We start from the raw sequence: 22558 nt of genomic DNA on the forward strand, positions 1-22558 counted from the left end.
CCCAAGTTTGGGTTGGTGACCTGGACCACTACTCCGGCTGGACCCACGATTCCCGCCATGAACGTCCTGCTGGCCTTCGCACTCACCGCGAGTCTCACGTCTCCGGTGCACCTGCCCCCGACCGCGCCGTGCCCGGAGAACGTCCCCGCCGGCACCACCTGCTACGAGGGACAGGACGCCAACGGCGCGTACTACACAATCGCCGTGCCGAAGAAGTGGAACAAGACTCTGGTCGTGCACTCGCACGGCGGACCTGACCTGGGCGCGCCGACGCCGGAGCGCACCCGTGACGACCTCAACCGGTGGTCCGTCATGGTGAAGGAGGGCTACGCGTGGGCGGGCACCTCGTACCGGCGGGGCGGGTACGGCACGCGGATGGCCGCCGAGGACACCGACAACCTGCGCAAGATGGTCAGCGCGATGCTCAAGCCGCACAAGGTGTTCATCCACGGGCAGTCGTGGGGCGGCAACGTCGCGGCGAAGACCATCGAGCTGTACAAGGGTTATGACGCGGCGCTGCTCACGAGCGGCGTGATGGCGGGCGGGTCGCGCGGCTACGACTACCGCGTCGACCTGCGCGCGGTCTACCAGTACTACTGCGGCAACCACCCGCGGCCGTCCGAGGTGCAGTACCCGCTGTGGCAGGGCCTGCGCGCCGACTCGACGATGACGACCGCCGGGCTGCGCGGCAGGATCGAGGAATGTCTCGGCGTGGCAGGAAGTCGCACGCCCGAACAGCAGCAGAAGCTCACCGACATCCTGACCGTCACGAAGATCCCCGAGGAAACCCTGAACTCGCACCTGAACTTCGCGACGTTCACGTTCCGCGACATCGTGCACAACCGGCTGGGCGGCAAGAACCCGTTCAGCAACACCGGCGTGGTGTACAAGGGCTCGCACGACGACGCCGCGCTGAACGCCGGTGTCGCCCGCTTCGCCGCGGACCCCGAGGCCCGCGCGCAGCTGGCCTACGACAGCGACCTGACCGGCAAGATCGACATCCCGGTGCTGTCGGTGCACGCGATCGGCGACCCCACGGCGTTCGTCGAGCACGAGTCGGCCTACCGCGACACCGTGCAGAAGGCGGGCCGCTGGTACAACCTCGTGCAGACCTTCACGACCGAGGCCACGCACAGCGCGTTCAGCGACTCCGAGTACGCCGCGGCCATGCAGTCGCTGGAGACCTGGGAGAAGTGGGGCATCCGCTCCAACGCGTTCCTGATCGCGGCGTCCTGCCCGGGCCACGACCGCAAGTACGGCACCGGCTGCTACTTCAACCCCTGGTACAAGCCGGCGTCCTACGAGTCCAGGGTCGCGCCCCGCGAGTGAGGTGCTCGGCGGGTGGGGTGCTCGGCAGTGCTTGACCTCCAGCTCGGTCGAGGTACGACGATCTTCGACATGACCGATCTCGCAGACATCGAAGCGCTCGTCGCCACCGTCCAGCACTCCCAGCAGAACGAGCTCCCCGAGGAGTTCATCGCGCTCTTCCGCGAGGACGCGATCTGGACCACCGCGCACGGCAGGAGACTCAACGGACGCGACGAGATCGCCTCCTTCACCCGCCAGGTCCTGCCCGGCGCGGCGAAGGAGGCGACCGCCACGTACGAGGTCGCGCACGTGTTGTTCATCAGGCCCGACGTGGCGGCCGTGAAGATCCGCCAGCGCCCGGTCCGCCCCGACGGCACTCCCCTGCCCGACCAGAACGAGGGTTCACCGCTCTACATCCTGTCCAAAGAGGACGAAGGCTGGCGGATCGCCGCCGGGCAGAACACCATCGTGCTCTAACGCCCCTGCAACGACTTCACCTTGTCGCCGAACGTCCAGCCCTTCGAGCCGTCCCAGTTGATCGACCAGGTCATCAGGCCCTTGAGCTGGCCGCCGAAGCTGTTCCACGCCTGCCCCACCAGCGTGGGATTCATGTAACCGCCGCCGGCACCGGGCTGCGCGGGCAGCCCGGGAACCTGCTTGTCGTAAGGCACCCTGATCGTGGTGCCCTGCACGACGAGCCCCTTGTTCAGGCACTGCGTCTGCGCCACAAAGCCCTGCACGGTCCCGGCCGAGTAGCTGTCGCCGGAGCAGCCGTACATGGACCCGTTGTAGTACTGCATGTTCAGCCACCACAGGTGCCCGTTGTCCGCGTACTTCTTGATGATCGGCAGGTAAGCACCCCAGATCGACCCGTACACGACACTGCCACCCGTCACGTACGCGGTCTCCGGCGCCATCGTGAGCCCGAACCCGGCCGGCATCGCCGCGAGCACGCCGTCGATGATCCGGATCAGGTTGGCCTGCGAGGCAGACAGCTGGCCGATGTTGCCACTGCCGACGAGCCCGGTCTCGATGTCGATGTCGATGCCGTCGAAGTTGAACTTCTTGAGGATCGGCACCACGGTCGCGACGAACCGGTCGGCCACGGCGGCCGAACTCAGGTCGATGCCCGCCGCGGCACCACCGATCGACAGCAGGATCGTCGCCCCGGCGGTCTTCGCCGCACACATCTCGGCAGGCGTCGCGACCTTCACGCCGGCGTCCATGCCGTCCTCCCACAGCACGGTGCCGTCGGAGCGGATCACGGGGAACGCCGCGTTGATCACGTTGTAGCCGTGCTGCTTGATGCGGCTGTCGGTGATCGGTGTCCAGCCGAACGGCGGGTGGACGCCGTTCGAGGCTCCGTCCCAGTTCTCCCAGTAGCCGTGCAGGACTTTGCCGGCCGGGCGGGGTTTGAGGGCGCACGTGTCGGCGGCCTGGGCGGCTTTGGTGGCTTGTGCGGTGGACGGGACCAGGAGGGTGCTCATGAGCAGAAGCAGGGCTGTCAGTGCCCTTGGCAGGATGCGGGCGGACATTCGCTCACCTTTCGCTTACAGGCGGCGACCCACAGTCATTGTGGCACGAAATGGTCCAGACCTCTAGATTGGTGGGGGCGGGTGTGCCGCGGTAGGCGGGGCGGGTGGCGGCAGTGAGTGGCGTGTGGGTGGCGGCGGCGGGTGGGTGACGGCGGCAGTGGCGGGTGGGACGGACGTGCCACGACAGGCGGGGTGTAGCGGCGGTGTGGCGCCAGCGGTGAGAGGCGCGTGGGTGGCGCGCCACCTTGGGTGGCGCAGCCATGAATGGCGCAGCGCCGATGAAGGCTGCCGCAGTCACGATGGCAGCGAGCGGTGGCAGCGCGGCGAAACAGGCGAAGGCTGACGGAGCCGTTAGAGGCGAAGCCGGTCGGCGGGTGCTGGTGCGAGGGATGTTGTGTGGCTGTCGCGGCGGCAGCCGCCAGCGGCCGCCCTCGGTGCGGACGGGAGATCAGCGGTGGCGGCGGTGCCGTTGTCCGTCGCCGTTCGCCCCTACCAGCCCATGGCTGGCTGGGGCCGGGAGCCGCGCTCCCGGCCCCAGCCGCACCCATTGCCACCACCCCGACGGGGTGGTTAGGCCGCCTTCAGGGACCAGAGGGTTTCCTCCGACACCTTCCACAGATGGGCTGCCGACTCCTCGGACTGGGCGTAGGCCGCCAGGCCGCGGAGGTGGTTGCCGGGCTCCGCCGGCGTGGCCTCGTTGCAGTCTTCGAGGTACTTGCCGGACACGCCCTCCAGGAGGGGCGAGGTGGCTGCCACCAGGGTGGTGGCGGCGCCCTGCTCCGTGGTCTTGACGCGGCGGGTGGCGGTGGCGCCGCTTTGGCGGATGCGGTCCTGCAGTTCCTGCTGGGTCAGGTGGCGTTGGAGGTTGGTGGCGATGCTGCCCGGCATGAGGGCGTTCATGGTGATGCCCTCGCCTGCCCAGCGGTGGCCCGCCTCCACGCCGAAGAGGATGTTGGCGGTCTTGGACTGGCCGTAGGCCTCCCAGCGGTCGTACTCGCGGTGGGCGTAGTGGATGTCGTCGAAGACGACGTCGCTCATGAGGTGGGCGGACGAGCTGACGTTGACGACGCGGGCGCCTTCGGCTCGGAGTGAGTTGAAGAGGCCCAGGGTCAGGGCGAAGTGGCCCAGGTGGTTGGTGGCGAACTGGAGTTCCCAGCCCTCCGGGGTGCGGGTCAGCGGGGTGGCCATGACGCCCGCGTTGTTGACCAGGAGGTGGAGCGGGCCGTCCCAGTTGCGGGCGAAGGCCTTCACCGACGCCTGGGAGGAGAGGTCCAGGTGTGCCACCGAGATGTGCGCGCCGGTGGACTTGGCGAGGGCGGTGGCCACTCGTTCGCCCGCGTCGATGTCGCGGGCCGCGATGGTGACCTCGGCGCCCGCCGTGGCCAGGGCTCGGACCGTTTCCACGCCGATGCCCGAGGCTCCGCCGGTGACGACGGCGCGGCGGCCGGTGAGGTCCACGCCCTCGACGACCTGCAGGGCCGTTGTCTCGAAACCGAATCCTGTCGTGATCATGCCTGCACCTTCAGCGTTTCCTCGGAGACCTCCCACAGCTGGGCGGCGGCTTCGGGGTCGGCCGCGTAGGCGGCCAGGCCGTTGCTCATGCCCGGAGCGTGTGGGAGCGCCTCGTCGCAGTCTTCGAAGTAGAGGCCCGAACGGCCCTCCACCAAGGGGGACACGGCGAGCACCAGGGTGGTGGCCGCGCCCTGTTCCGGGGTCTTGAGGCGCAACGGGTTCGAGCCGCCGCGCAGGCGGCGCCGCTCCTCCAGCTCCTCCGGGGTGATGTGGCGCTGCAGCGCCGTCAGGATGCCGCCCGGCATCAGCGCGTTCATCGTGATGCCCTCGCCGGACCAGCGGCGGCCCGCCTCGACGCCGAACAGGACGTTCGCCGTCTTCGACTGGCCGTACGCCTGCCAGCGGTCGTACTCGCGGCGCTCGTAGTGGATGTCGTCGAACACCACCGGGCTGCTCAGGTGACCGGCGGAGCTGACGTTGACGACGCGGGCGCCCTCGGCGCGCAGCGCAGCGAACAGGCCCAGCGTCAGCGTGAAGTGGCCGAAGTGGTTCGTGGCGAACTGGAGCTCCCAGCCCTCCGGCGTGCGGGTCAGCGGCGGGGCCATGACACCCGCGTTGTTGATCAGCAGGTGCAGCGGGCCGTCCCACGCCGCGGCGAAGGCCTTGACCGACTCCTGCGAGGTCAGCTCCAGCGGAGCGACCAGGACGGCGTTGTTGCCCGTCGACGCGGACACGTCGGCGGCGACCCCGCGGCCCGCCTCCACGTCGCGCGCCGCGATGGTGACCTCGGCTCCGGCGGCGGCCAGCGCCCGCACGGTCTCCACGCCGATGCCCGACGCCCCACCGGTGACCACGGCGCGACGGCCGGACAGGTCGACGCCCTCGACGACCTCGAGAGCAGTGCTCTCGAACCCGAACGGGGTGGTGATGCGCTCACTCATCAGATTTCCCCAACCTCTGTCGTACACTGAAACGGAGGTGCCTCCGGTTCGAGTTCCACAGTAAGCGGAGGGCCCTCCGTTTAGCAAGTGGCGTACCCCATAGGAGTGATGAAGTGCGTGCAGACGCGGTCCGGAACCGGGGACTGCTGATCGAGGTGGCGCTCGACGCGTTCACCCACGAGAAGGACGTGACGCTCGGCGCGATCGCCAAGAAGGCGGGCGTGGGGATCGGCACGCTGTACCGGCACTTCCCCACCCGCGAGGCCCTGATCGAGGCCGTCTACCGCACGGAGCTCGAGAAGCTCTGCGACGCGGCGCCCGAGCTGCTCGAGACCCACGAGCCCGAGGCGGCGCTGCGCGAGTGGATGAACCGCTTCATCGCCTACATCACGACGAAGCACGACCTCAAGGACGCGCTTCAGGCCGTCATCGCCCTGGGCGTCAACCCGTTCGAGCACAGCAGGGCCAAGCTGATCGAGGCCATCTCCCTGCTGCTGGCCCCGCTGGACGCCACCACGGAGCCGCTGGACGTGATGACGATGCTGGTCGCCGTAGCCCAGAACGGCGACGAGACCCAGGCGAAGCGGCTGCTCGACCTGGTCATGGCCGGGATCCTCCACGGCGCCGGTCGAACCGCTCGATGAGCGCGGGCACCTCGCCGAGCAGGAACTCGTAGAAGTCGCGCATGTAGGCCAGCCGCTCCCGGGCGGGCCCCGGCTCAACGGTCTCCACCCCGCGCGCCACGGCCGCCAGGATGTCGTCGATCGGGGCGTGCTGCCTGCCGTACAACGTCGTCCACGCGCGGTCGCGCATCCGGTAGTGCTCACGACGGCTGCCCGGCGCCGGCGCCCGCTCCACCAGCCCCATCTGCACGACCATCTTGATCGCACCCGACACCGACCCCGCGCTCGCCCCGAGCTGCGCGCTCAGGTCGCCCGCCGTCAGCGAGTCCTCGTCGGTGAACAGGAACGCCGCGAGCACCCGCGCGGCCATCCGCTGCATCCCGGCCCCGACCAGCGTCAGCGCCAGGTGCTCGGCGGCCTCCCTGCGGTCTGTCTCGCCCGTCACAGTCACCCTGTCTTCAGAAATTTCTGAACGTTCGCTAATCTCGATCCTAGGGGAAGGGGCAGGTCATGGCCACAGCACTCGTCGTCGGAGCGGGCATCTCGGGCCTCGCCACCGCGCTGAGACTCACCCGCAGCACGTGGGACGTCGTCGTGCTCGACAGCGGCGCCCACCACGCCCCCGTGCTGATCACCGGCCCCGACCGCCACGCCGCCCGGCGCCTCGCCGCGCTGCCCCACGACCTGCACTACGAAACTCGCCGCAGCAAGGTCACCGCACTGCACCCCGACCGGTTCGGCGTCACGGTCGCGTTCGACGACCACGAGGACGAGTGGTTCGACGTCGTCGTGTGCGCCCAGCCCTGCTGCGAGGCGGAGCGATTACCCGGTCTGCGCCTCGAAACCTGGTCACGCGACCACGTCGCCCTGCTCTACCGCGCCGTCCGCGACACCGGCCTGCCGCTCAGCGCCGCCGAACTGCTCGCCGACGCCTTCGACATCCACACCGGCGACTGCGCCGCTTTCGCCTGGTGGGAAACCACTTTGAAGCCACACGCAATTAGGCGGGCCTTTACCCGCGTCCGGTAACTGTGCGTCCCATGACCACGTTACGGAGACGTACCTTCATCGTGGGCGGCCTCGCGGGAGCGAGCGCCGGAGTTCTACTCCCCGCACTGGCCAACGCGATCGGGTACCCCTTCACCCTGGGTGTCGCGTCCGGCGAACCAGCCGCGGACGGGTTCGTGATCTGGACCCGCCTCGCCCCCAGCCCCCTGAACGCCGACGGCCTCGGCGGCATGCCGAACACCGCCACCGCCGTCGAATGGCAGGTCGCCACCGACGAACGCTTCACCAACCTCGCCCGCACCGGTACGTTCGCCACCGCCCAGGCGAGCGCCCACTCCGTGCACGTCACCCTCACCGGCCTCGAACCGGGACGCGAGTACTGGTACCGCTTCCGCACCGGCGGCCACATCTCCCCCGCCGGCCGCGCCCTCACCGCGCCGGCCGTCGGCACCCAGCCCGAGCTCACCATGCTCTTCGCCTCGTGCTCGCACTACGAGGAGGGCTACTTCACGGCCTACCGCCGGATGGCCGAGGAGCACCCCGACCTGATCCTGCACCTCGGCGACTACATCTACGAAGGCGGCGCCACCACCACGAAGGTCCGCCAGTTCGCGCCCTCCACCGAGATCAGCACGCTCGCGAACTACCGCGTCCGGCACGCCCAGTACAAGACCGACCCGGACCTGCAGGCCGCGCACGCCACCGCGCCCTGGCTCGTCGTCTGGGACGACCACGAGGTCGAGAACAACTACGCGAACCTCGTCCGCAACGACAGCAGCCCGGCCGGTGACTTCACGGCCCGCCGCGCCGCCGCCTACAAGGCCTACTACGAGCACATGCCGCTGCGGAGCGCCCAGGCGCCGACGGCGCAGAACATGTTGCTGCACCGCAGGGTCCGCTGGGGCAGCCTCGCCACGTTCCACATGCTCGACACCCGCCAGTACCGCGACGACCAGGCGTGCGGTGACGGGACGAAGGTCTGTCCCGAGGCCGACGCGTCGGCACGCACGCTCACCGGCACCTCGCAGGAGACGTGGCTGATCGACGGCCTGCGGCAGAAACTCGGCACGTGGGACTTCCTTGGCCAGCAGGTGTTCTTCGCGCAACGCCTCGCCGCCGCGGACGGGTCGAAGAGCATGGACTCGTGGGACGGCTACACCGCCAACCGCGCGCGCATCCAGAACGCATGGGACACCAACGGCAACAAGGGCACGGTCGTGCTCACCGGCGACGTGCACCGCAGCTGGGGCGCGAACCTCATGCAGAACTACGGCACGCAGAACCGGATCATCGGCACCGAGCTCGTCACCACGTCGATCACGTCCGGCGGTGACGGCAACGCCGCCGACAACAGCCTCAACCCGACGCTGAACCCGCACGTGAAGTACTTCAAGAACCTGCGCGGCTACGTGAAGACCCGCACGACCTCGACGCAGATGAACGTCGACTTCCGTGCCGTCGACAAGGTCACCGTCCGCGACTACCCGGTCAAGACCGTCGGCAGCTACGTCGTCGAGGCCGCCAACCCCGGATTGCAGGCGCCGTGAAGACACTCCTGATCGCGAGCCTCCTGCTGGCACCCGCCCCGATGACGTGGTCCACGGTCAACAGCGACTCGACCGGCGACCAGGACAACGCGTCCGTCTCGGCCTCCCGCAACGGCTACACGGCCGTCGTCTGGGAGGACGACCGCGACACCGCGGCCCCCGAGGACCCGGTCCACTCCGACGTCTGGATCCGCCTCTTCAAGGAGGGGACGCCGGTCTACGAGAAGAAGCTCTCCACCGGCGGCACGGGCACGTGGCGCCACTGGCAGCCCGACGTCTCGGTGCGCGAGGACGGCAGTGCCGTCGTCGTGTGGTCCGAGGACCCGGACGGCAACGGCTACTACAACATCGCGGTCCGCTCGGTCAGCGCGAGCGGCACCGTGTCGGGGTCCGGCACGGCCAACGCGAGCGCCGACGGCCAGCAGTACTTCCCGAGCGTCGCGGCCGATCCCGACAGCGGCGGCTTCGCCGTGGTGTGGGAGGACAAGCAGGGCACGAACCCGTCCACCACGCGGGTGAGCATGTTCGCGTCCATCGGCTCCAAGTCCTACGAGGCCCAGGTCAACAACGCGGGCGGCACCCACGCCAAGCCGCAGGTGGCGATGGGCGCCGCGGGCAACGCGGTGATCGTGTGGGAGGCGGACGCGAACGTCGCCCGCAAGATCGTCACCCCGTCCGGCGGCGTGAAGCTGGCGCAGACCACGACGGGACAGGGCACCCGTCCCGCCGTGGCGGCCAACTTCAACGGCGACTTCGCGGTGGCCTGGCAGCAGTCGGGGGTCCGCGTCCAGTCGTTCACCGCCGCCGGCTCCTCACGGGGCGCGGTGGCGGCGACGACGGGCGCCGACCCGCAGGTCGGCATCGACGACCAGCTCGGGGTCGCGGTGACCACGACCGAGGCGCAGGACGTCCACACGAGCGCCTACAACCCCGACGGCACCACCACGGGCCGTCCCGAACGGCAGCTCACGGTCTCGAACGCCACCGGCAGGCAGGACGAACCGGCCGTGGGCGTCGACCCGTGGGGCCGCGTCACCGTCGTCTACACCGACGACAACGACGGCAACGGGTTCGACCAGATCTACCTGGGCACCGGCCTGAGCACCCAGCAGTGGTGACCTAGCGGTGTGGCGCTAACGCCGGTCGAGGGGCCTGCGTCGCTGGTGGACCTCCAGCAGCGACGCGGGCTTCCAGCCACCGGACACGTCGTAGGTGTCGGTGCCGGGCGGCACGATCTCGTCGATGCGGTCCAGCACGTCGTCGGTCAGCACCAGCGAAGCGCCTTCCAGCAACGACTCCAGCTGCTCCATCGTGCGCGGCCCGATGATCGCCGACGTCACCGCCGGGTGCGTCGTCGTGAACGCGATCGCCAGCGCCGGCAGCGACACCCCGATCTCGTCGGCGAGCTTCGCGAACTCCTCCACGGCGTCGAACTTCGCCGCGTTGCGCGCCAAGGACTCGTCGAACCGGTCGGGCGTCAGCGTCGCCCGGAACGCCTCGGCCGACGCGCCCCTGCGGTGCCTGCCCGACAGGAACCCACTGGCCAGGGGGCTCCACACCAGCACACCCATGCCGAGCCGGTGCGCGGTCGGCAGCACGGAGCGTTCGATCCCGCGCGCCAGCAACGAGTACGGCGGCTGCTCGGACCGGAACCGCATCAGCCCGCGGTTCAGCGACACGTGGTAGGCCTCGACGATCTCCTCCGCCGGGAACGTCGAGCAGCCGAACGCCCTGATCTTGCCCTGCCGCACCAGGTCCGTGAGGACCGACAGCGTCTCCTCGACGTCCGTCGTGTAGTCCGGCCGGTGCACCTGGTAGAGGTCGATCCAGTCGGTGTCCAGGCGGCGCAGGCTGTCCTCGACGGCACGGGTGACGTAGCGGCGCGAGTTGCCGCTGCGGTTGCGCCCCTCCCCCAGCGGGAAGTGCACCTTCGTGGCCAGCACGACGTCGTCGCGCCGGCCCTTCAACGCCTTGCCGACGATCTGTTCGGAGTCGCCCGCCGAGTACATGTCGGCGGTGTCGACGAAGTTGATGCCCGCGTCGAGGGCGCGGTGGATGATCCGCACTCCCTCTTCGTGGTCGTTGTTGGCGACGGAGCCGAACATCATGGCGCCGAGGCAGTGGTGGCTGACCTCGATGCCGGTTCCCCCGAGAACGCGATAGCGCATGTTCATGCGGCCGAACCTACGAAGTAGAGCCGACTCTAGGTCAAGCCTATGCTCGACCACATGGGGCTGAGCATCGGACAGGTGGCCGAACGCACCGGACTGAGCGTGCACGCGCTGCGCTTCTACGAGAAGGAGGGCATCCTCGCGCACCAGGTCCACAGAGGACCGGGCGGCCGCCGCGTGTACACGGACCAGGACCTCGCCTGGCTGAAGATGTGCATCATGCTGCGCATGTCCGGGATGCCGGTGCCGGAGATCCGCCGCTACACCGACCTGGTCCGCCAGGGCGACGGCAACGAGCTGCAGCGCCTGGACATCCTGAAGGAGCACCAGGAACGCGTCCGCGAGCAGATGGCGCAGTTGCAGGAGTGCATGGACCTGATCACGCACAAGGTCAGCGTCTACCAGGACTACGTCAATTCGATCGACGCCCGCGCGGTCGGCCAATAGTCTCGGTCGCATGCCTGTCGTGCTCTCGCTGAACGTCGCCCGCAGGACGGTCCCGGTCGGCTACGCCCGCGCGGGTGCCACCGGCATCGACAAACGGCCGGTGGACGGACCGCTGCGGATCAGCCCGGTCGGCGTCGAGGGGTCGGCGGGCAGCGGCGTGGAGGGCGACTCGATCGCCGACTGGACCGTGCACGGCGGCGAGCACCAGGCCGTGTACGGCTACGCCCGCGAGGACCTCGACCGGTGGCAGTCCGAGCTCGGCGTGGCGCTGGACAACGGGCAGTTCGGCGAGAACCTCACCACGCAGGGCGTCGACCACACGAACGCCCTCGTCGGCGAGCAGTGGCGGATCGGCACGGCGCTGCTGGAGGTCACCGGGCCGCGCATCCCGTGCCGCACGTTCGCCGAGTTCCTCGGGCAGCGCGGCTGGGTCAAGCGGTTCACCCGGGAAGCCCGGCCCGGCGCCTACTTCCGCGTGCTCGAAGCGGGTCTGGTCGGGCCGGGTGACGAGATCACCGTCGTGCACCGGCCCGGCCACGACGTCACCGTCGAGCTGGTCTTCCGCGCCATCACCACCGACGCCGCGCTGCTGCCCCGGCTGCTCGCGGCCGGCGACGCGATGCCGCCGGACGTCGTCGAGCTGGTGCACAAGCGCACCGTCGTCGAGCTCGACTCCTAGACCGGGAAGTTCCGCACCCAGCGCTTCTGCCACGGCGTCTCGACGGCGCGGCGGTGGTAGTGCGCGCGCGTCCACGCCACGGCCTCGGCCGCCGGCACGCCCGCCAGCACGGCCAGGCACGAGATCACGGTGCCGGTCCTGCCGACACCGCCGCTGCACGCCACCTCGACCTTCTCGCCGGACAGCGCGCGGGCGTGCAGCGAGCGGATCAGGGCGATGGCGGCGCCGTGGTCGCGCGGCAGGCGGAAGTCCGGCCAGTCGATCCGGTCGTGCGGCCACGGCACGTCCACGGGCCTGGGCTGCAGGTACACCCCGTAGTCGGGCCGCGGGTCCACGAGCGTGCCGTCGCGGAGGCCACGCCCCGTGATCACGGCTCCGTCGGGCAGTTCGACCGTCTTCAACGACTCCCCCAAAACTCAAGCGAACACCAGCACGACGAGCGGCGGAAGCCCTTCCGCCACAACGCCTCCCCACGCCTGGTTGCGCGGGCGGCTCAGCGCCAGCTGGTCGGCGACGGCCAGCACCACGCTGCCTCCCAGCATGAACCAGCACACGTAGAAGACCAGCGTACGGCCGACCAGTTCGTGCCCGCCGTGCAGTGCGACCAACCCGGCGACCAGGCCGCACGCCAGGAACAGGTTGTAGAACCCCACCCCGAACGCCCACAGGCGGATCGCGGGGACGTGGTCGGCCGGCTGCCCGAACATCGACAGGTGCACCCGCCCGATCAGGAACGCCTCGCAGATCCACACCACCACGTGCACCAGCGCGGCGACGACGACGGCCACCTGCGCGACGACACTCATTGCGTCACCCCGTGCCGGGCCAGCGCTTCCAGGCCGTCGGCGGACAGGTCCCGGAAGAACGCCCCCATGGCCTCGCCGACGGCGAACGCCAGGAACTGCACCGACGGCGTGTGCACGGTGAACGTGTGCGCGGCGCCGGGCGGGATCGTGATGGCGTCACCCGGTGACAGGTCGTACAGCTCGCCGTCGAGGAACACCGCCATGCGCCCGTGCACCACGTAGTAGGCCTTGGGCCACGGCGTGCGGTGCGGGGGCGCGGCCTCGCCCCGCGGCGCGTCCACCTCGAACAGCTCGTAGGCACCGCCCGTGGAGCTCCCCGGGATCCGGACGGTGATGGTCGCGTCGGGCACGGTCAGCACGGTGCCCTCGCCTGCGGTGGTCAGCATGCGAGAAAGCCTCGACGGCCCGGACGGCCTGCTCCATCCCGGAAAACTGGGATCCCGCACCGTCCCGCACAGGCGCACACTGCCAACCATGTGGGAGGGTCGGGCGCTCGGCGTGCGACGCGACGTCACGGCACTGGCGAGCGCGGGGCTCGACGTCGTCGAACTGCACCAGGCGGCCATCGCCCTCATCGACCAGGTGGTCCCGTGCGAGCTCACCTGCTGGGCCTCTATGGACCCCGGCTCCGGCGTGTTCGCCACCATGACCAGCGGCGTCAACCGCATCCCGCAGCAGTACGAACCGGTGCTCGCGAGCTGCGAGTACACCCCCGGCGAACCGCACACGTTCGCATCGCTGGCCCGGCGTGGCGACACCGTGGCGCGGCTGGAGGACAAGCGGTCCACGAGGCTCAACGAGGTCTGGCGGCCGCTCGGCCTGCGTCACGAGCTGCGGTCGCTCTTCCGCGCCGGCGCCACCTGCTGGGGTGGCGCGGGAATGGTGCGCACCGGCGAGTTCAGCGAGCGCGAGGTGGAGTTCATGACCTCGGTGGCCCCGGCTCTCGGCGCCGCGACCCGCCTCGCGTCGCGCACCGCCGCCCGCGGGACGGGTGCGCCCGCCATCGTCGTGGTCGCCCGTGACGGCACGGTCCGCGCGTCGACGGCCTCCGCCGCCCGGTGGCGCGACGAACTGGAGGACGTCGCGCCGGGCCGGTTCGCGGTGATGCTGCGTGCCGCTGCGGCGGGAGCACGCACGGGCACGTTCCGGGCGAGGGTCCGCGACGCCCGCGGTGGCTGGATCCTGTTCGAGGCGAGCGAACTCCTCGGCGACGGCGACGGCGAGGCGGCCGTGACGATCAGCCGGGCCTCCGCCGCGGACCTGCTGGGACTACTGCTGGAGGCACACGGCGCGAGCAGCCGCGAGCAGGACGTCTGCCACGAGGTGCTCGCCGGCCGGCCGACGTCCGGGATCGCGGCCCGGCTCGACATCTCGCCCTACACCGTGCAGGACCACCTCAAGTCGCTCTTCGCCAAGTTCGGCGTGCGCAGCCGAGCGGAGCTGGTCGCGAAGCTGTCGTGGTGATCCGGGCGGTCAGCGGACGGTGCCCTCCGGCCACAGGACCGTGACCCGAAACCCATTCGGTCGCAGACGGGGCGGAAGTCCTCGGGCAACGCCTCGCGGTACTCGGAGGCGGGCAGCCCTCGATGACCGGTGATCGCGAGCCTCGTCATTCCGGCAGGACAGGGCGGTTCCGCTCCACGACGGCCAGGTAGTGGACGTTCGTCATGACGCCGAGGATGTTGCCGAACGGGTCCACCACCGACGCGGTCACGAACCCCTCGCCCCGCACCCGCGGCTCGTCGTGGGTCTTGGCGCCCAGCTCCAGCAGCCTCGCCAGCGTCGCGTCGAGGTCGTCCACGGCCCAGTAGAGGATCTGCCCGGCCGGCCCGTCGGACGGGGTCACCTCGAACCGGCGCTGCACGATGCCCAGTTCGGCCTGGTAGTCGCCGAGCCGGAACTCCACGTAGGCGAGCACGCCGTCCGGGGTGCTCCGCTCGAAGTACGCCTCGACGCCGAGGAATCGCGTGTACCAGGCGCGGGCCTCGGCCAGGTCGTCGGCGAAGTAGGACACGGTCGACATGCCTCGCAACATCACTGCCTCCAGAAAAGTTCGGGTCGGTGTGAGTTGAGCTTCGGCCGCAAAGTGCTCATCCAGTGAGCACTTTTAGCGGAGACTTGGGTACATGCGCGCTGACCGGCTCGTCGCCACCCTTCTGCTGATGCAGGCCCGCGGCCGGGTGACCGCGAAGGAACTGGCCGGGGAACTCGAGGTCTCCACCGCGACCGCCCGCCGCGACCTCGAGGCGCTGTCCGCGGCGGGGGTCCCCGTGTACGCCCAGCCGGGCAGGGGCGGCGGGTGGGCACTCGTCGGCGGCGCCCGCACCGACCTCAGCGGGCTCACCTCGGCGGAGGCGCAGGCGTTGTTCCTGGTCGCGGGACCGGCGGCCGCGGTCGCCCCGGAGATCAAGTCGGCGCTGCGCAAGCTCGTGCGAGCGCTGCCGAGGACCTTTCGCGCGGACGCGCAGGCCGCCGCGGACGCCACGGTCGTCGACACCGCCGCGTGGGGTGAGGACACCAAGGACAGGCCCTCTCTCGTGGCGCAGCTGCAACGGGCCGTGGTCGAGCAGGTGCGGGTGCGGCTGACCTACCAGAAGCGCGGTGAGGCGCCGAAGGGGCGCGAGGTCGACCCGTGGGGGCTCGTCGACAAGGACGGCACCTGGTACTTCGTCGCCGGGACCGCGGACGGGCAGCGCACCTTCCGGCTCGACCGCATCGCCGGTGTCTCCCTCACCGGCACGCCCGCCTCCCGGCCCGCCGGCTTCGAGCTCGCCGGCGCCTGGGACGAGGTCGTCACGGCCGTCGAGGCGAAGCGCTCGGAGACGTCGGCGACCGTGCTCGTGCCCACCAGGTTCCTCGAGGTCTTCCGGCACCAGCACGGACGCCACTGCACGGTCCTCGGGGAGCACGGCGAGCACACGAGGGTGGAGCTGACGGCGCCGCGGCCGCTCGACATCGCCCGCAACGTCGCCGGCTGGGGCGGCTCGATCACCGTCGAGTCGCCGGAGGTCGAGGAGCACCTGGCCCGGATCGGCGCGGAGCTCGTCAGCCGATACCCGCGTGCCGCTCCAGGCGGGCCAGCCGAGCCATGATCGTCTCCAGCACCTTCGCCGCGTCGGGAGCGGCCTTCTGCTGCTTCTGGAAGTGGACGATGCCCGCGAGCGCCGTCTGGACCGCCCTGCGCGCGCCCTTGATCTCCACGCCCAGCTCCCGCAGTTCCGCGCCGCCGGGTCCGTCCGGTTCGGCGACGATGCCGAGCAGCAGGTGCTCGCAGCCGACGTAGTTGTGTCCCAGCGCGATGGCTTCGACGACCGCGAGCTCCAGCGCGGCGGCTCCGTCGTCGGAGAACCCCTGGCCGGCGAGGTCCGGGACGGAGGCGGCCAGGCCGCGCGGGTCGACGTCCAGCGCGCGCAGGACGTCCAGCGCCAGGTTTCCCCCCTCCCCCACGATGCCGGCCAGGAGGTGCGCGGTGCCGAGCCCGGCCCCCCGGGAGAGTTCGGCGGCGAGCTGGAGTGCGTTCCACGCGCGGGCGGTGAACTGCGGCAGTGCGTCGCGTTCGAGGTCTTCGACTGTGAGTGCCCGGATCGCGGCGATCCGCTTCACCGACCCTTCGAGCGCGCGCTGGCAGATCGCCGAGACGGGGATGTTCATGTCCTTCACGGTCTCCGAGAGTTCATCGGGCAGATATACATTGATTTTCGGCATAACCCCATATGTACCCCCAGCAGGGGTTACAGTCAACGACGAACGCGGCAACCGTCACACTTGTGAGTGATCAGAGGGGACGGGAGCACCCGCGTGGAGGAGAGCAGCAGGCTCATCGGCAGCCGCTACCAGTTGAAGCAGAAGGTCGGCCAAGGGGCGATGGGAGTCGTCTGGCAGGCCTATGACGAGCAACTACACCGCGTGGTCGCCGCCAAGGAACTGCTCGCGCTCGACGGCCTCGACGACGCCAGGGTGGACCGCGCGAAGGTCAGGGCCATGCGCGAGGCCCGTCTCGCCGCCCGCCTGGAGCACCCCAACGCCATCCGCGTCTACGACGTGGTGGAGGAGGACGGCCGCCCCTGGCTGATCATGGAGTACCTGCCGTCCCGCAGCCTCGCCGCCGTCATCGCCGAGCAGGGCACGCTGCCGCCGCGCGAGGTGGCCCGCATCGGGTGCTACACCGCAGCCGCTCTGGCCGCCGCGCACCGCCACGGCATCCAGCACCGCGACGTGAAGCCCGGCAACGTCCTGATCGGGGACCAGGAAGTCAAGATCACCGACTTCGGCATCTCCCGCGCCACCGACGACGGCACCGCCACCGCGACCGGCACGGTCGGCACCCCCGCCTTCTTCTCGCCCGAGGTCGCCCGCGGCGAGGACGCCGGTCTGCCCTCCGACGTCTTCTCGCTCGGCGCCACGCTCTACAACGCCGTCGAGGGCGGCCCGCCGTTCGGCACCGCGGACAACCACCTCGCGATGCTGCACCGCGTCGCCGGCGGTTCGATCATGCCTCCGGCCAACGCCGGTCCCCTGCTGTCCCCCGTGCTGTTCCGGCTGCTCGCGACCGATCCCGAGCGCCGCCCGAGCATGCAGGAGGCCGTGCACCTGCTGGCCGCCGTCGTCAACGAGACGCCGCAGGCGTCCGAGGCGACGGTCGTCATCCCGGCGACCGTGCAGCTCCCGGTCGAGGCGCAGCCGCAGGAGAAGGCGAAGCAGGAGGCCGCGGCCGCCGCGGCAGGCCTGGTCGCGGGCGCGGCGGCAGCCGAGGCCGCCGGACTGACCGCGCCGCCCGCGAAGCCCGAGGCCGAGCCGGAGGCCACGCCCGAGGAGACGCCGGAGCCCGTCGCGGAACCGGTGGCGGAGCCCGTCGCGGAACCCGAGCCCGTGCCGGTCTTGACAGAGACACCGACGGCGGAGCAGGAGCCGGCCGCACCGGTCGAGCAGGCACCGGTCGTGAACCCCACCCCGGTCCTCCCGCTCCCCGCACCCCCGGCCGACACCCCACCCCCGCCTGCGGCGGAGCCCGGCGAGAACCGCCGCAGGTTCCCGCTCGTCCCCATCGCGATCGTGCTGCTCGTGATCGCCGTGGGCGTCGGCTCGTTCCTGTTGTGGCCCAAGGGCGACCAGAAGAACGCCCAGACGCCGCCCGGTGGTTCGTCCAGCCCGGGCACCTCGTCCAGCCAGCCGACGACGAGCCAGTCCCAGCCGCAGCAGCCGACGGACAGCCAGACCACACCCCCGCCGAACTCCGAGACGACGCCGCCCGCGAGCACACCCAGCCAGGCGCCGGAGCCTCCCGCGGGTCCGAAGAACGCCCAGGAGGCGATCACCGCCTACTACGCGCTGATCCCCGGCAACCTGGAGGCCGGTTACGCCTCGCTGACCGACCGCTTCAAGTCCGTGCGCGCGTCGAGTTTCGCGAACTACCAGTCGTTCTGGAGCAAGTACAGCGCGGTGCAGCTCTCGAACTTCGTGCCGCAGGGCGACAACGTCGTGACCGTGACGCTGCAGTACATGCAGGGCTCGGCCGTCGTCGAGACCGAGACGCTCACCTTCACGTTCGTGCAGCAGAACGGCAAGTGGTTGATCGACAGCCAGGCATGATCGTCGTATGACTCGACGCGCACTCGTCACCGGAGCCTCCCGCGGCATCGGCGCCGCCATCGCCCACGCACTCGCGGAGGGCGGCCACCAGGTCGCCGTCCACTACCGCTCCGGCGCGGACGAGGCGCGGCAGGTGGCCGGGAACCTCCCCGGCGAGGGCCACGTGACCGTCGAGGGCGACCTGGGTGCGAACCAGGCCGAGCAGGTCGTGAGCGAGACCGTCGAGAAGCTCGGCGGTCTCGACGTGCTGGTGAACAACGCGGGCATCTACTTCCACCACAACATCTCCACGACCGGGTTCGAGGAGTGGCAGCAGGCGTGGCGCCGCACGATCGAGCTCAACCTGTACGGACCGGCCGACCTCACGTGGCACGCGGTCCGGCACATGGGCGAGGGCGGCCGCGTCATCAACGTCGGCTCGCGGGGCGCCTTCCGGGGTGAGCCGGACGCCCCCGCGTACGGCGCGGCCAAGGCGGGCCTGCACGCGATGACGCAGTCGCTCGCGCAGTCGCTGGCGCCGCAGGGCATCGCGGTCGCGGCCGTCGCGCCGGGGTTCGTGCGGACCGACATGGTCACCGGGCTCCTGGCGAGCCCGGCCGGTGAGGCGATCCGGGCGCAGAGCCCGTTCGGGCGCGTCGGCGAGCCGCGGGAGGTGGCCGCGGCGGTCGCCTGGCTCGCCTCGGAAAGCGCTCTCTGGGCCAGTGGCACGGTCATGGATGTGAACGGAGCCTCCTACCTGCGGTGACGTTTCCGCAGGTAGACCGGAACCAGTTCCGGTACCGGGTCGATCTGGCCGCAACCGGTCTAGACCACTAACGTCGCCGTGGGCGCTCGACGAAGTGGAAGGCCTCCCCTGCAATGCGTTCATTCCGCTCACGCCTCGGTGCCGCCGGCCTCGCGCTGGCCGCCGCCGCGGCGACACTGACAGTCATGGCGCCTGCCGCGCAGGCCGCCTACCCCGCCGGGTTCAAGAGCGTCGGCTACATGCCGTCGTGGTCCGGCGACGTGAACTCCCTCCCCTACACCAAGCTCACGCACATCAACTACTCGTTCGTGCTGCCGAACGGCAACGGCACGCTCCAGGGCGTGCCGGACCCGGGCAAGCTGCAGACGCTGGTGAGCCGCGGTCACGCGGCGGGCGTCAAGGTCTCGATCGCGGTCGGCGGCTGGAACGACGGCAACGACTCGGCGTTCGAACAGCTGGCGGGCAACGCGAGCTCGCGGACCACGTTCGTCAACAGCCTGGTCAACCTCGTCAACCAGTACAACCTCGACGGCGTCGACATGGACTGGGAGTACCCGGATCCGGGTACCTCGGCGAACAACTACACCGCGATGATGCAGCAGCTCGGCAACGAGCTGCACAGTCGCGGCAAGCTGCTCACGGCCGCGGTCGTGAGCGAGGGCGGCACGGCGAACGGCGTGCAGCCCGCGGTGTTCGGCATCGTCGACTGGCTGAACATCATGGCCTACGACGGTGGCAGCCCGCACGCGAACTACGACTGGTCGATCGCGTCGGTCAACTTCTGGAAGGGCCGCGGTCTTCCGGCGAGCAAGGCCGTGCTGGGCGTGCCGTTCTACAGCCGCCCGACCTACATCTCCTACCGCGACCTAGTCGCGCAGGACCCGGCCAACGCCAACCGCGACAGCTACAACGGCAACCAGTACAACGGTCTGCCGACGATCCGCCGCAAGACCCAGTGGGCGCTCGCCAACGCGGGCGGCATCATGAACTGGGAGCTCTCCCAGGACACGACCGGCAGCACCAGCCTGCTCAACGCCATCTGGGAGACCGCCTCCGGCGGCAACCCCCAGCCTCCCACCGGCGGCACCATCACCGGTTTCGGCGGCAAGTGCGTGGACGTGGCCGCGGCGAACTCCGCCAACGGCAGCGCGGTGCAGCTCTACACCTGCAACGGCACCAACGCGCAGCAGTGGACCCGCAACGGCAGCACGTTGCGCGCCTTGGGCAAGTGCCTCGACGCGTCCGGCACCGCCAACGGCGCCGTGACGCAGCTGTGGGACTGCACGGGTGCGGGCAACCAGCAGTGGACGCTCGAATCGAACGGTCAGCTGCGCAACGCGGCGTCAGGAAGGTGTCTCGACGCCACCGGCAACAGCTCCGCCGACGGGACCAGGCTCCAGCTCTGGGACTGCGCCGGAACCGCCAACCAGCGGTGGACCATCAACGCCTGATTTCAGGAACTTCAGGCCGATGACGCAGGCGATGATCCCGGTGAGGAACACGATCTTCCACGCGGAGACCGGTTCCTCGCCGGTGATCATCGCCCACGTCACCGTCAGGGCCGCGCCGATGCCGACCCACACGGCGTACGCGGTCCCGACCGGAATCCTCTTCATGCCGAAGGAAAGCCCGGCCATGCTCAGCGCGGCGGCGACCACGAAGAGCACGTAGGCCCCATGTGACAGCGCCGTCGCCCAGACCGCCTCGAGCACGGCACTCGCCAGCAACACGGCCCAGTACATCAGCTCACCACCTTCAGGCCCGCGACGCAGCCGATCAACGCGACCAGCAGCAACGCGCGCGCCACCCCGAGCTTCTCCTCACCGCGCAGCACCGCGACGAGCACCGTGAGCACGGCGCCCACGCCGACCCACACCGCGTACGCCGTGCCGACCGGGATCCCCCGCATCGCCCACGCGAGCCCGACGACGCTCAGCGTCATCGACACGGCGAACACCACCACCGGCCACGGCCGGCGGAACCCCTTCGAGGCCGCGAGCGCCGTGGCCCACACGGCCTCCAGCACACCGGAGGCCACCAGCACGAACCAGTACATTGGTACGACCGTACCAGAACCGGCGGCTACGATCACCGACGTGGCTCCCAGCCTGGAGAACCTGCTGGTCGTAGGCGTCGCGTCAAGCGCTCTGTTCGACCTGAGCGCGTCCGACGCCGTCTTCTGCACCGAGGGCGAGGCCGCCTACCGCGCCTACCAGGAAGCACACCTGGCCGAGCCGTTCGCACCGGGCGTCGCGTTCCCGTTCCTCCGCCGCCTGTTGCGGCTCAACTCACTGGGCCCGCTGGTCGAGGTCATCGTCCTCTCGCGCAACTCGCCCGACACGGGCCTGCGCATCCTGCGGTCGGCGGCCCACCACGGCCTGACGATCACCCGCGCGATCTTCACCGAGGGCCGCGCCCCGCACGAGTTCATGCCGGCCCTCAACATGTCGCTCTTCCTGTCCGCCAACGAGGAGGACATCCGCAAGGCCACCCAGGCCGGCATGCCCGCGGGCCAGGTGCTCCAGTCGTCGTTCCAGGACGACGACGACCCGGCACTGCGCATCGCGTTCGACTTCGACGGCGTACTCGCCGACGACGCGTCCGAGCGGATCTACCAGACCGGCGGCCTCGACCGCTTCCAGCAACACGAGGCCACGAACGTCGTCACACCTCTGGACCCCGGTCCGCTGCGGAACTTCCTCGCGGGCGTCAACCGGATCCAGCGGGTCGCCGAGGACCGGGTGCGGGTGTCGGTGGTGACGGCCCGCTCGGCGCCCGCCCACGAGCGGGCGATCAACAGCCTGAAGGCGTGGGGGCTGACGGTGAACGACGCGTTCTTCCTGGGAGGGTTGAAGAAGGCGCCGATCCTGGACGTGCTGCGGCCGCACATCTTCTTCGACGACCAGCGGGGGCACCTGGTCCCGACGGTGCCGTGCGTGCACGTGCCGTTCGGCGTGTCGAACGAGTGATCCACGTGCCTCACCTCGTGAGTCCAGCCCTCCCCGCAGGCTCGTTGCGCGCAGCCGACCAACCGCACGTCGTCGTCGACGACCACCTGGCGTTGCGGCCGTGGCGGGAGGAAGACGCCGAGACCGTGCGAGCGGCCTTCGCCTGCCCCGCCATCCAGCGGTGGCACGTGCGGCACATGGAGACGCTCGACGAGGCACGCGAGTGGATCGCGACCTGGGCCACGCGCTGGCACGACGAGACGGACGCCAGCTGGGCGGTCGTCGCCGACGACAGGCCGATCGGCCAGGTGGGACTGCGCGGCATCTCGCTGTTCGAAGCCACCGCAGGCCTGTCGTACTGGGTGCTGCCCGACGCACGGGGCGCCGGGGTCGCTGTGCGCGCGACGCGGGCGTTGACGCGGTGGGCCTTCGACTTCGGTCTGCACCGGCTCGCGCTGGAGCACTCGACGGCCAACACGGCGTCCTGCCGAGTGGCCGCCAAGCTCGGGTTCGCCGTCGAGGGGACGTTGCGCGGGGCCGCGCGGCACGCGGACGGATGGCATGACATGCACGTGCACGCCCGGATGCGCACTGACGGCTGAGAGCCCCAATCGCGGTCTTCGCGAAGCGGCGATGAAACAGCCCGGCTCGACCCGCCACAAAGGAAAAGCCCGGCCACCCCAACGGGACGACCGGGCC

Annotated in this window: 27 protein-coding genes; 15 read left to right on the forward strand and 12 right to left on the reverse strand. The window is 70.3% G+C overall.

All coding sequences use genetic code 11. The features are described from left to right. Positions 1-57 precede the first annotated feature (57 nt). Both ND450_RS15135 and ND450_RS15140 read left to right on the forward strand, forming a co-directional pair. On the forward strand, positions 58-1329 hold the full coding sequence (locus ND450_RS15135; protein ID WP_253326763.1) for a S9 family peptidase: 1272 nt from the start codon (positions 58-60) through the stop codon (positions 1327-1329). Between the two features lie 69 nt (positions 1330-1398). Next, on the forward strand, positions 1399-1785 hold the full coding sequence (locus tag ND450_RS15140; protein ID WP_253326764.1) for an SgcJ/EcaC family oxidoreductase: 387 nt from the start codon (positions 1399-1401) through the stop codon (positions 1783-1785). On the opposite strand, the gene ND450_RS15145 is transcribed toward ND450_RS15140, so the two are convergent. From ND450_RS15145 to ND450_RS15155, 3 genes are all read right to left on the reverse strand, one after another. Further along, complete coding sequence (locus tag ND450_RS15145) at positions 1782-2795, reverse strand: chitinase (RefSeq protein ID WP_253326765.1); 1014 nt, start codon at positions 2793-2795, stop codon at positions 1782-1784. The two genes, ND450_RS15140 and ND450_RS15145, sit on opposite strands and share 4 nt — an antisense overlap. Before the next feature lie 618 nt (positions 2796-3413). Then, positions 3414-4355, reverse strand: coding sequence for an SDR family NAD(P)-dependent oxidoreductase (locus ND450_RS15150; RefSeq protein ID WP_253326766.1), 942 nt, complete (start codon positions 4353-4355; stop codon positions 3414-3416). Then, the gene (locus ND450_RS15155) at positions 4352-5296 is read right to left on the reverse strand and encodes an SDR family NAD(P)-dependent oxidoreductase (RefSeq protein WP_253326767.1); all 945 of its coding nucleotides are present in this window, start codon (positions 5294-5296) and stop codon (positions 4352-4354) included. The genes ND450_RS15150 and ND450_RS15155 overlap by 4 nt, the downstream gene beginning before the upstream one ends. Before the next feature lie 113 nt (positions 5297-5409). Here ND450_RS15155 and ND450_RS15160 point away from each other — a divergent pair, with 113 nt between their 5' ends. Next, complete coding sequence (locus ND450_RS15160; RefSeq protein WP_253326768.1) at positions 5410-5940, forward strand: TetR/AcrR family transcriptional regulator; 531 nt, start codon at positions 5410-5412, stop codon at positions 5938-5940. Here ND450_RS15160 and ND450_RS15165 read toward each other — a convergent pair. Continuing rightward, positions 5897-6364: a GbsR/MarR family transcriptional regulator gene (locus ND450_RS15165; RefSeq protein ID WP_253326769.1), complete on the reverse strand. Its 468-nt coding sequence runs from the start codon at positions 6362-6364 to the stop codon at positions 5897-5899. The two genes, ND450_RS15160 and ND450_RS15165, sit on opposite strands and share 44 nt — an antisense overlap. Positions 6365-6429: 65 nt before the next feature. On the opposite strand from ND450_RS15165, the gene ND450_RS15170 reads away from it, so the two are divergent. The 3 genes from ND450_RS15170 to ND450_RS15180 are packed head-to-tail and all read left to right on the forward strand — an operon-like array spanning position 6430 to position 9592. Next, positions 6430-6948 carry an FAD-dependent oxidoreductase gene (locus ND450_RS15170; RefSeq protein ID WP_253326770.1) on the forward strand — a complete coding sequence of 173 codons (519 nt, stop codon included), beginning with the start codon at positions 6430-6432 and terminating at the stop codon, positions 6946-6948. Between the two features lie 11 nt (positions 6949-6959). Continuing rightward, positions 6960-8474 carry an alkaline phosphatase gene (locus ND450_RS15175; RefSeq protein ID WP_253326771.1) on the forward strand — a complete coding sequence of 505 codons (1515 nt, stop codon included), beginning with the start codon at positions 6960-6962 and terminating at the stop codon, positions 8472-8474. Next, a complete protein-coding gene (locus tag ND450_RS15180; protein WP_253326772.1) occupies positions 8471-9592 on the forward strand; it encodes a hypothetical protein in 1122 nt (373 codons plus the stop codon). The genes ND450_RS15175 and ND450_RS15180 overlap by 4 nt, the downstream gene beginning before the upstream one ends. A gap of 15 nt (positions 9593-9607) precedes the next feature. On the opposite strand, the gene ND450_RS15185 is transcribed toward ND450_RS15180, so the two are convergent. Next, complete coding sequence (locus ND450_RS15185) at positions 9608-10642, reverse strand: aldo/keto reductase (RefSeq protein ID WP_253327925.1); 1035 nt, start codon at positions 10640-10642, stop codon at positions 9608-9610. 60 nt (positions 10643-10702) lie between these two features. On the opposite strand from ND450_RS15185, the gene ND450_RS15190 reads away from it, so the two are divergent. Both ND450_RS15190 and ND450_RS15195 read left to right on the forward strand, forming a co-directional pair. After that, entirely contained in the window at positions 10703-11092 is a 390-nt protein-coding gene (locus ND450_RS15190) for a MerR family transcriptional regulator (RefSeq protein ID WP_218159544.1), read from the forward strand. A gap of 10 nt (positions 11093-11102) precedes the next feature. Continuing rightward, positions 11103-11771, forward strand: coding sequence for an MOSC domain-containing protein (locus tag ND450_RS15195; protein ID WP_253326773.1), 669 nt, complete (start codon positions 11103-11105; stop codon positions 11769-11771). Here the strand turns inward: ND450_RS15195 and ND450_RS15200 are convergent. From ND450_RS15200 to ND450_RS15210, 3 genes are read right to left on the reverse strand one after another with little or no spacing between them, the layout of a single operon-like run. Continuing rightward, positions 11768-12172 carry a protein-tyrosine phosphatase family protein gene (locus tag ND450_RS15200; protein ID WP_253326774.1) on the reverse strand — a complete coding sequence of 135 codons (405 nt, stop codon included), beginning with the start codon at positions 12170-12172 and terminating at the stop codon, positions 11768-11770. The two genes, ND450_RS15195 and ND450_RS15200, sit on opposite strands and share 4 nt — an antisense overlap. Before the next feature lie 15 nt (positions 12173-12187). Further along, positions 12188-12577 (reverse strand): DUF1304 family protein, encoded by a 390-nt coding sequence (locus ND450_RS15205; RefSeq protein WP_253326775.1) that lies wholly within the window; start codon positions 12575-12577, stop codon positions 12188-12190. Then, on the reverse strand, positions 12574-12963 hold the full coding sequence (locus ND450_RS15210) for a cupin domain-containing protein (protein WP_253326776.1): 390 nt from the start codon (positions 12961-12963) through the stop codon (positions 12574-12576). Before ND450_RS15210 ends, ND450_RS15205 begins: the two co-directional genes overlap by 4 nt. Positions 12964-13051: 88 nt before the next feature. Here ND450_RS15210 and ND450_RS15215 point away from each other — a divergent pair, with 88 nt between their 5' ends. After that, positions 13052-14041, forward strand: a complete 990-nt coding sequence (locus ND450_RS15215; RefSeq protein WP_253326777.1) for a helix-turn-helix transcriptional regulator — start codon at positions 13052-13054, stop codon at positions 14039-14041. Between the two features lie 145 nt (positions 14042-14186). On the opposite strand, the gene ND450_RS15220 is transcribed toward ND450_RS15215, so the two are convergent. Next, positions 14187-14600, reverse strand: a complete 414-nt coding sequence (locus tag ND450_RS15220) for a VOC family protein (protein ID WP_253326778.1) — start codon at positions 14598-14600, stop codon at positions 14187-14189. Between the two features lie 103 nt (positions 14601-14703). Here ND450_RS15220 and ND450_RS15225 point away from each other — a divergent pair, with 103 nt between their 5' ends. Then, the gene (locus tag ND450_RS15225) at positions 14704-15669 is read left to right on the forward strand and encodes a YafY family protein (protein WP_253326779.1); all 966 of its coding nucleotides are present in this window, start codon (positions 14704-14706) and stop codon (positions 15667-15669) included. On the opposite strand, the gene ND450_RS15230 is transcribed toward ND450_RS15225, so the two are convergent. Continuing rightward, a complete protein-coding gene (locus ND450_RS15230; RefSeq protein ID WP_253326780.1) occupies positions 15623-16228 on the reverse strand; it encodes a Clp protease N-terminal domain-containing protein in 606 nt (201 codons plus the stop codon). The genes ND450_RS15225 and ND450_RS15230 overlap by 47 nt on opposite strands. A gap of 147 nt (positions 16229-16375) precedes the next feature. Between ND450_RS15230 and ND450_RS15235 the strand changes: the two genes are divergently transcribed. From ND450_RS15235 to ND450_RS15245, 3 genes are all read left to right on the forward strand, one after another. Beyond that, positions 16376-18166, forward strand: coding sequence for a serine/threonine-protein kinase (locus tag ND450_RS15235; protein ID WP_253326781.1), 1791 nt, complete (start codon positions 16376-16378; stop codon positions 18164-18166). A gap of 7 nt (positions 18167-18173) precedes the next feature. Further along, positions 18174-18911 carry an SDR family NAD(P)-dependent oxidoreductase gene (locus tag ND450_RS15240; RefSeq protein ID WP_253326782.1) on the forward strand — a complete coding sequence of 246 codons (738 nt, stop codon included), beginning with the start codon at positions 18174-18176 and terminating at the stop codon, positions 18909-18911. A gap of 185 nt (positions 18912-19096) precedes the next feature. Then, entirely contained in the window at positions 19097-20362 is a 1266-nt protein-coding gene (locus ND450_RS15245; RefSeq protein ID WP_253326783.1) for a glycosyl hydrolase family 18 protein, read from the forward strand. Here ND450_RS15245 and ND450_RS15250 read toward each other — a convergent pair. Further along, positions 20255-20653, reverse strand: a complete 399-nt coding sequence (locus ND450_RS15250) for a multidrug efflux SMR transporter (RefSeq protein WP_371927709.1) — start codon at positions 20651-20653, stop codon at positions 20255-20257. The two genes, ND450_RS15245 and ND450_RS15250, sit on opposite strands and share 108 nt — an antisense overlap. Next, positions 20653-20967: a multidrug efflux SMR transporter gene (locus ND450_RS15255; protein ID WP_253326784.1), complete on the reverse strand. Its 315-nt coding sequence runs from the start codon at positions 20965-20967 to the stop codon at positions 20653-20655. The genes ND450_RS15250 and ND450_RS15255 overlap by 1 nt, the downstream gene beginning before the upstream one ends. A gap of 40 nt (positions 20968-21007) precedes the next feature. On the opposite strand from ND450_RS15255, the gene ND450_RS15260 reads away from it, so the two are divergent. Both ND450_RS15260 and ND450_RS15265 read left to right on the forward strand, forming a co-directional pair. Continuing rightward, a complete protein-coding gene (locus ND450_RS15260; protein ID WP_253326785.1) occupies positions 21008-21880 on the forward strand; it encodes a 5'-nucleotidase in 873 nt (290 codons plus the stop codon). A 17-nt stretch (positions 21881-21897) separates the two neighbouring features. Continuing rightward, complete coding sequence (locus ND450_RS15265) at positions 21898-22461, forward strand: GNAT family N-acetyltransferase (RefSeq protein WP_253326786.1); 564 nt, start codon at positions 21898-21900, stop codon at positions 22459-22461. The last annotated feature ends 97 nt before the right edge of the window (positions 22462-22558 follow it).

The organism is Lentzea sp. HUAS12, from assembly GCF_024125735.1.
Taxonomy (GTDB): Bacteria; Actinomycetota; Actinomycetes; order Mycobacteriales; family Pseudonocardiaceae; genus Lentzea; species Lentzea albida.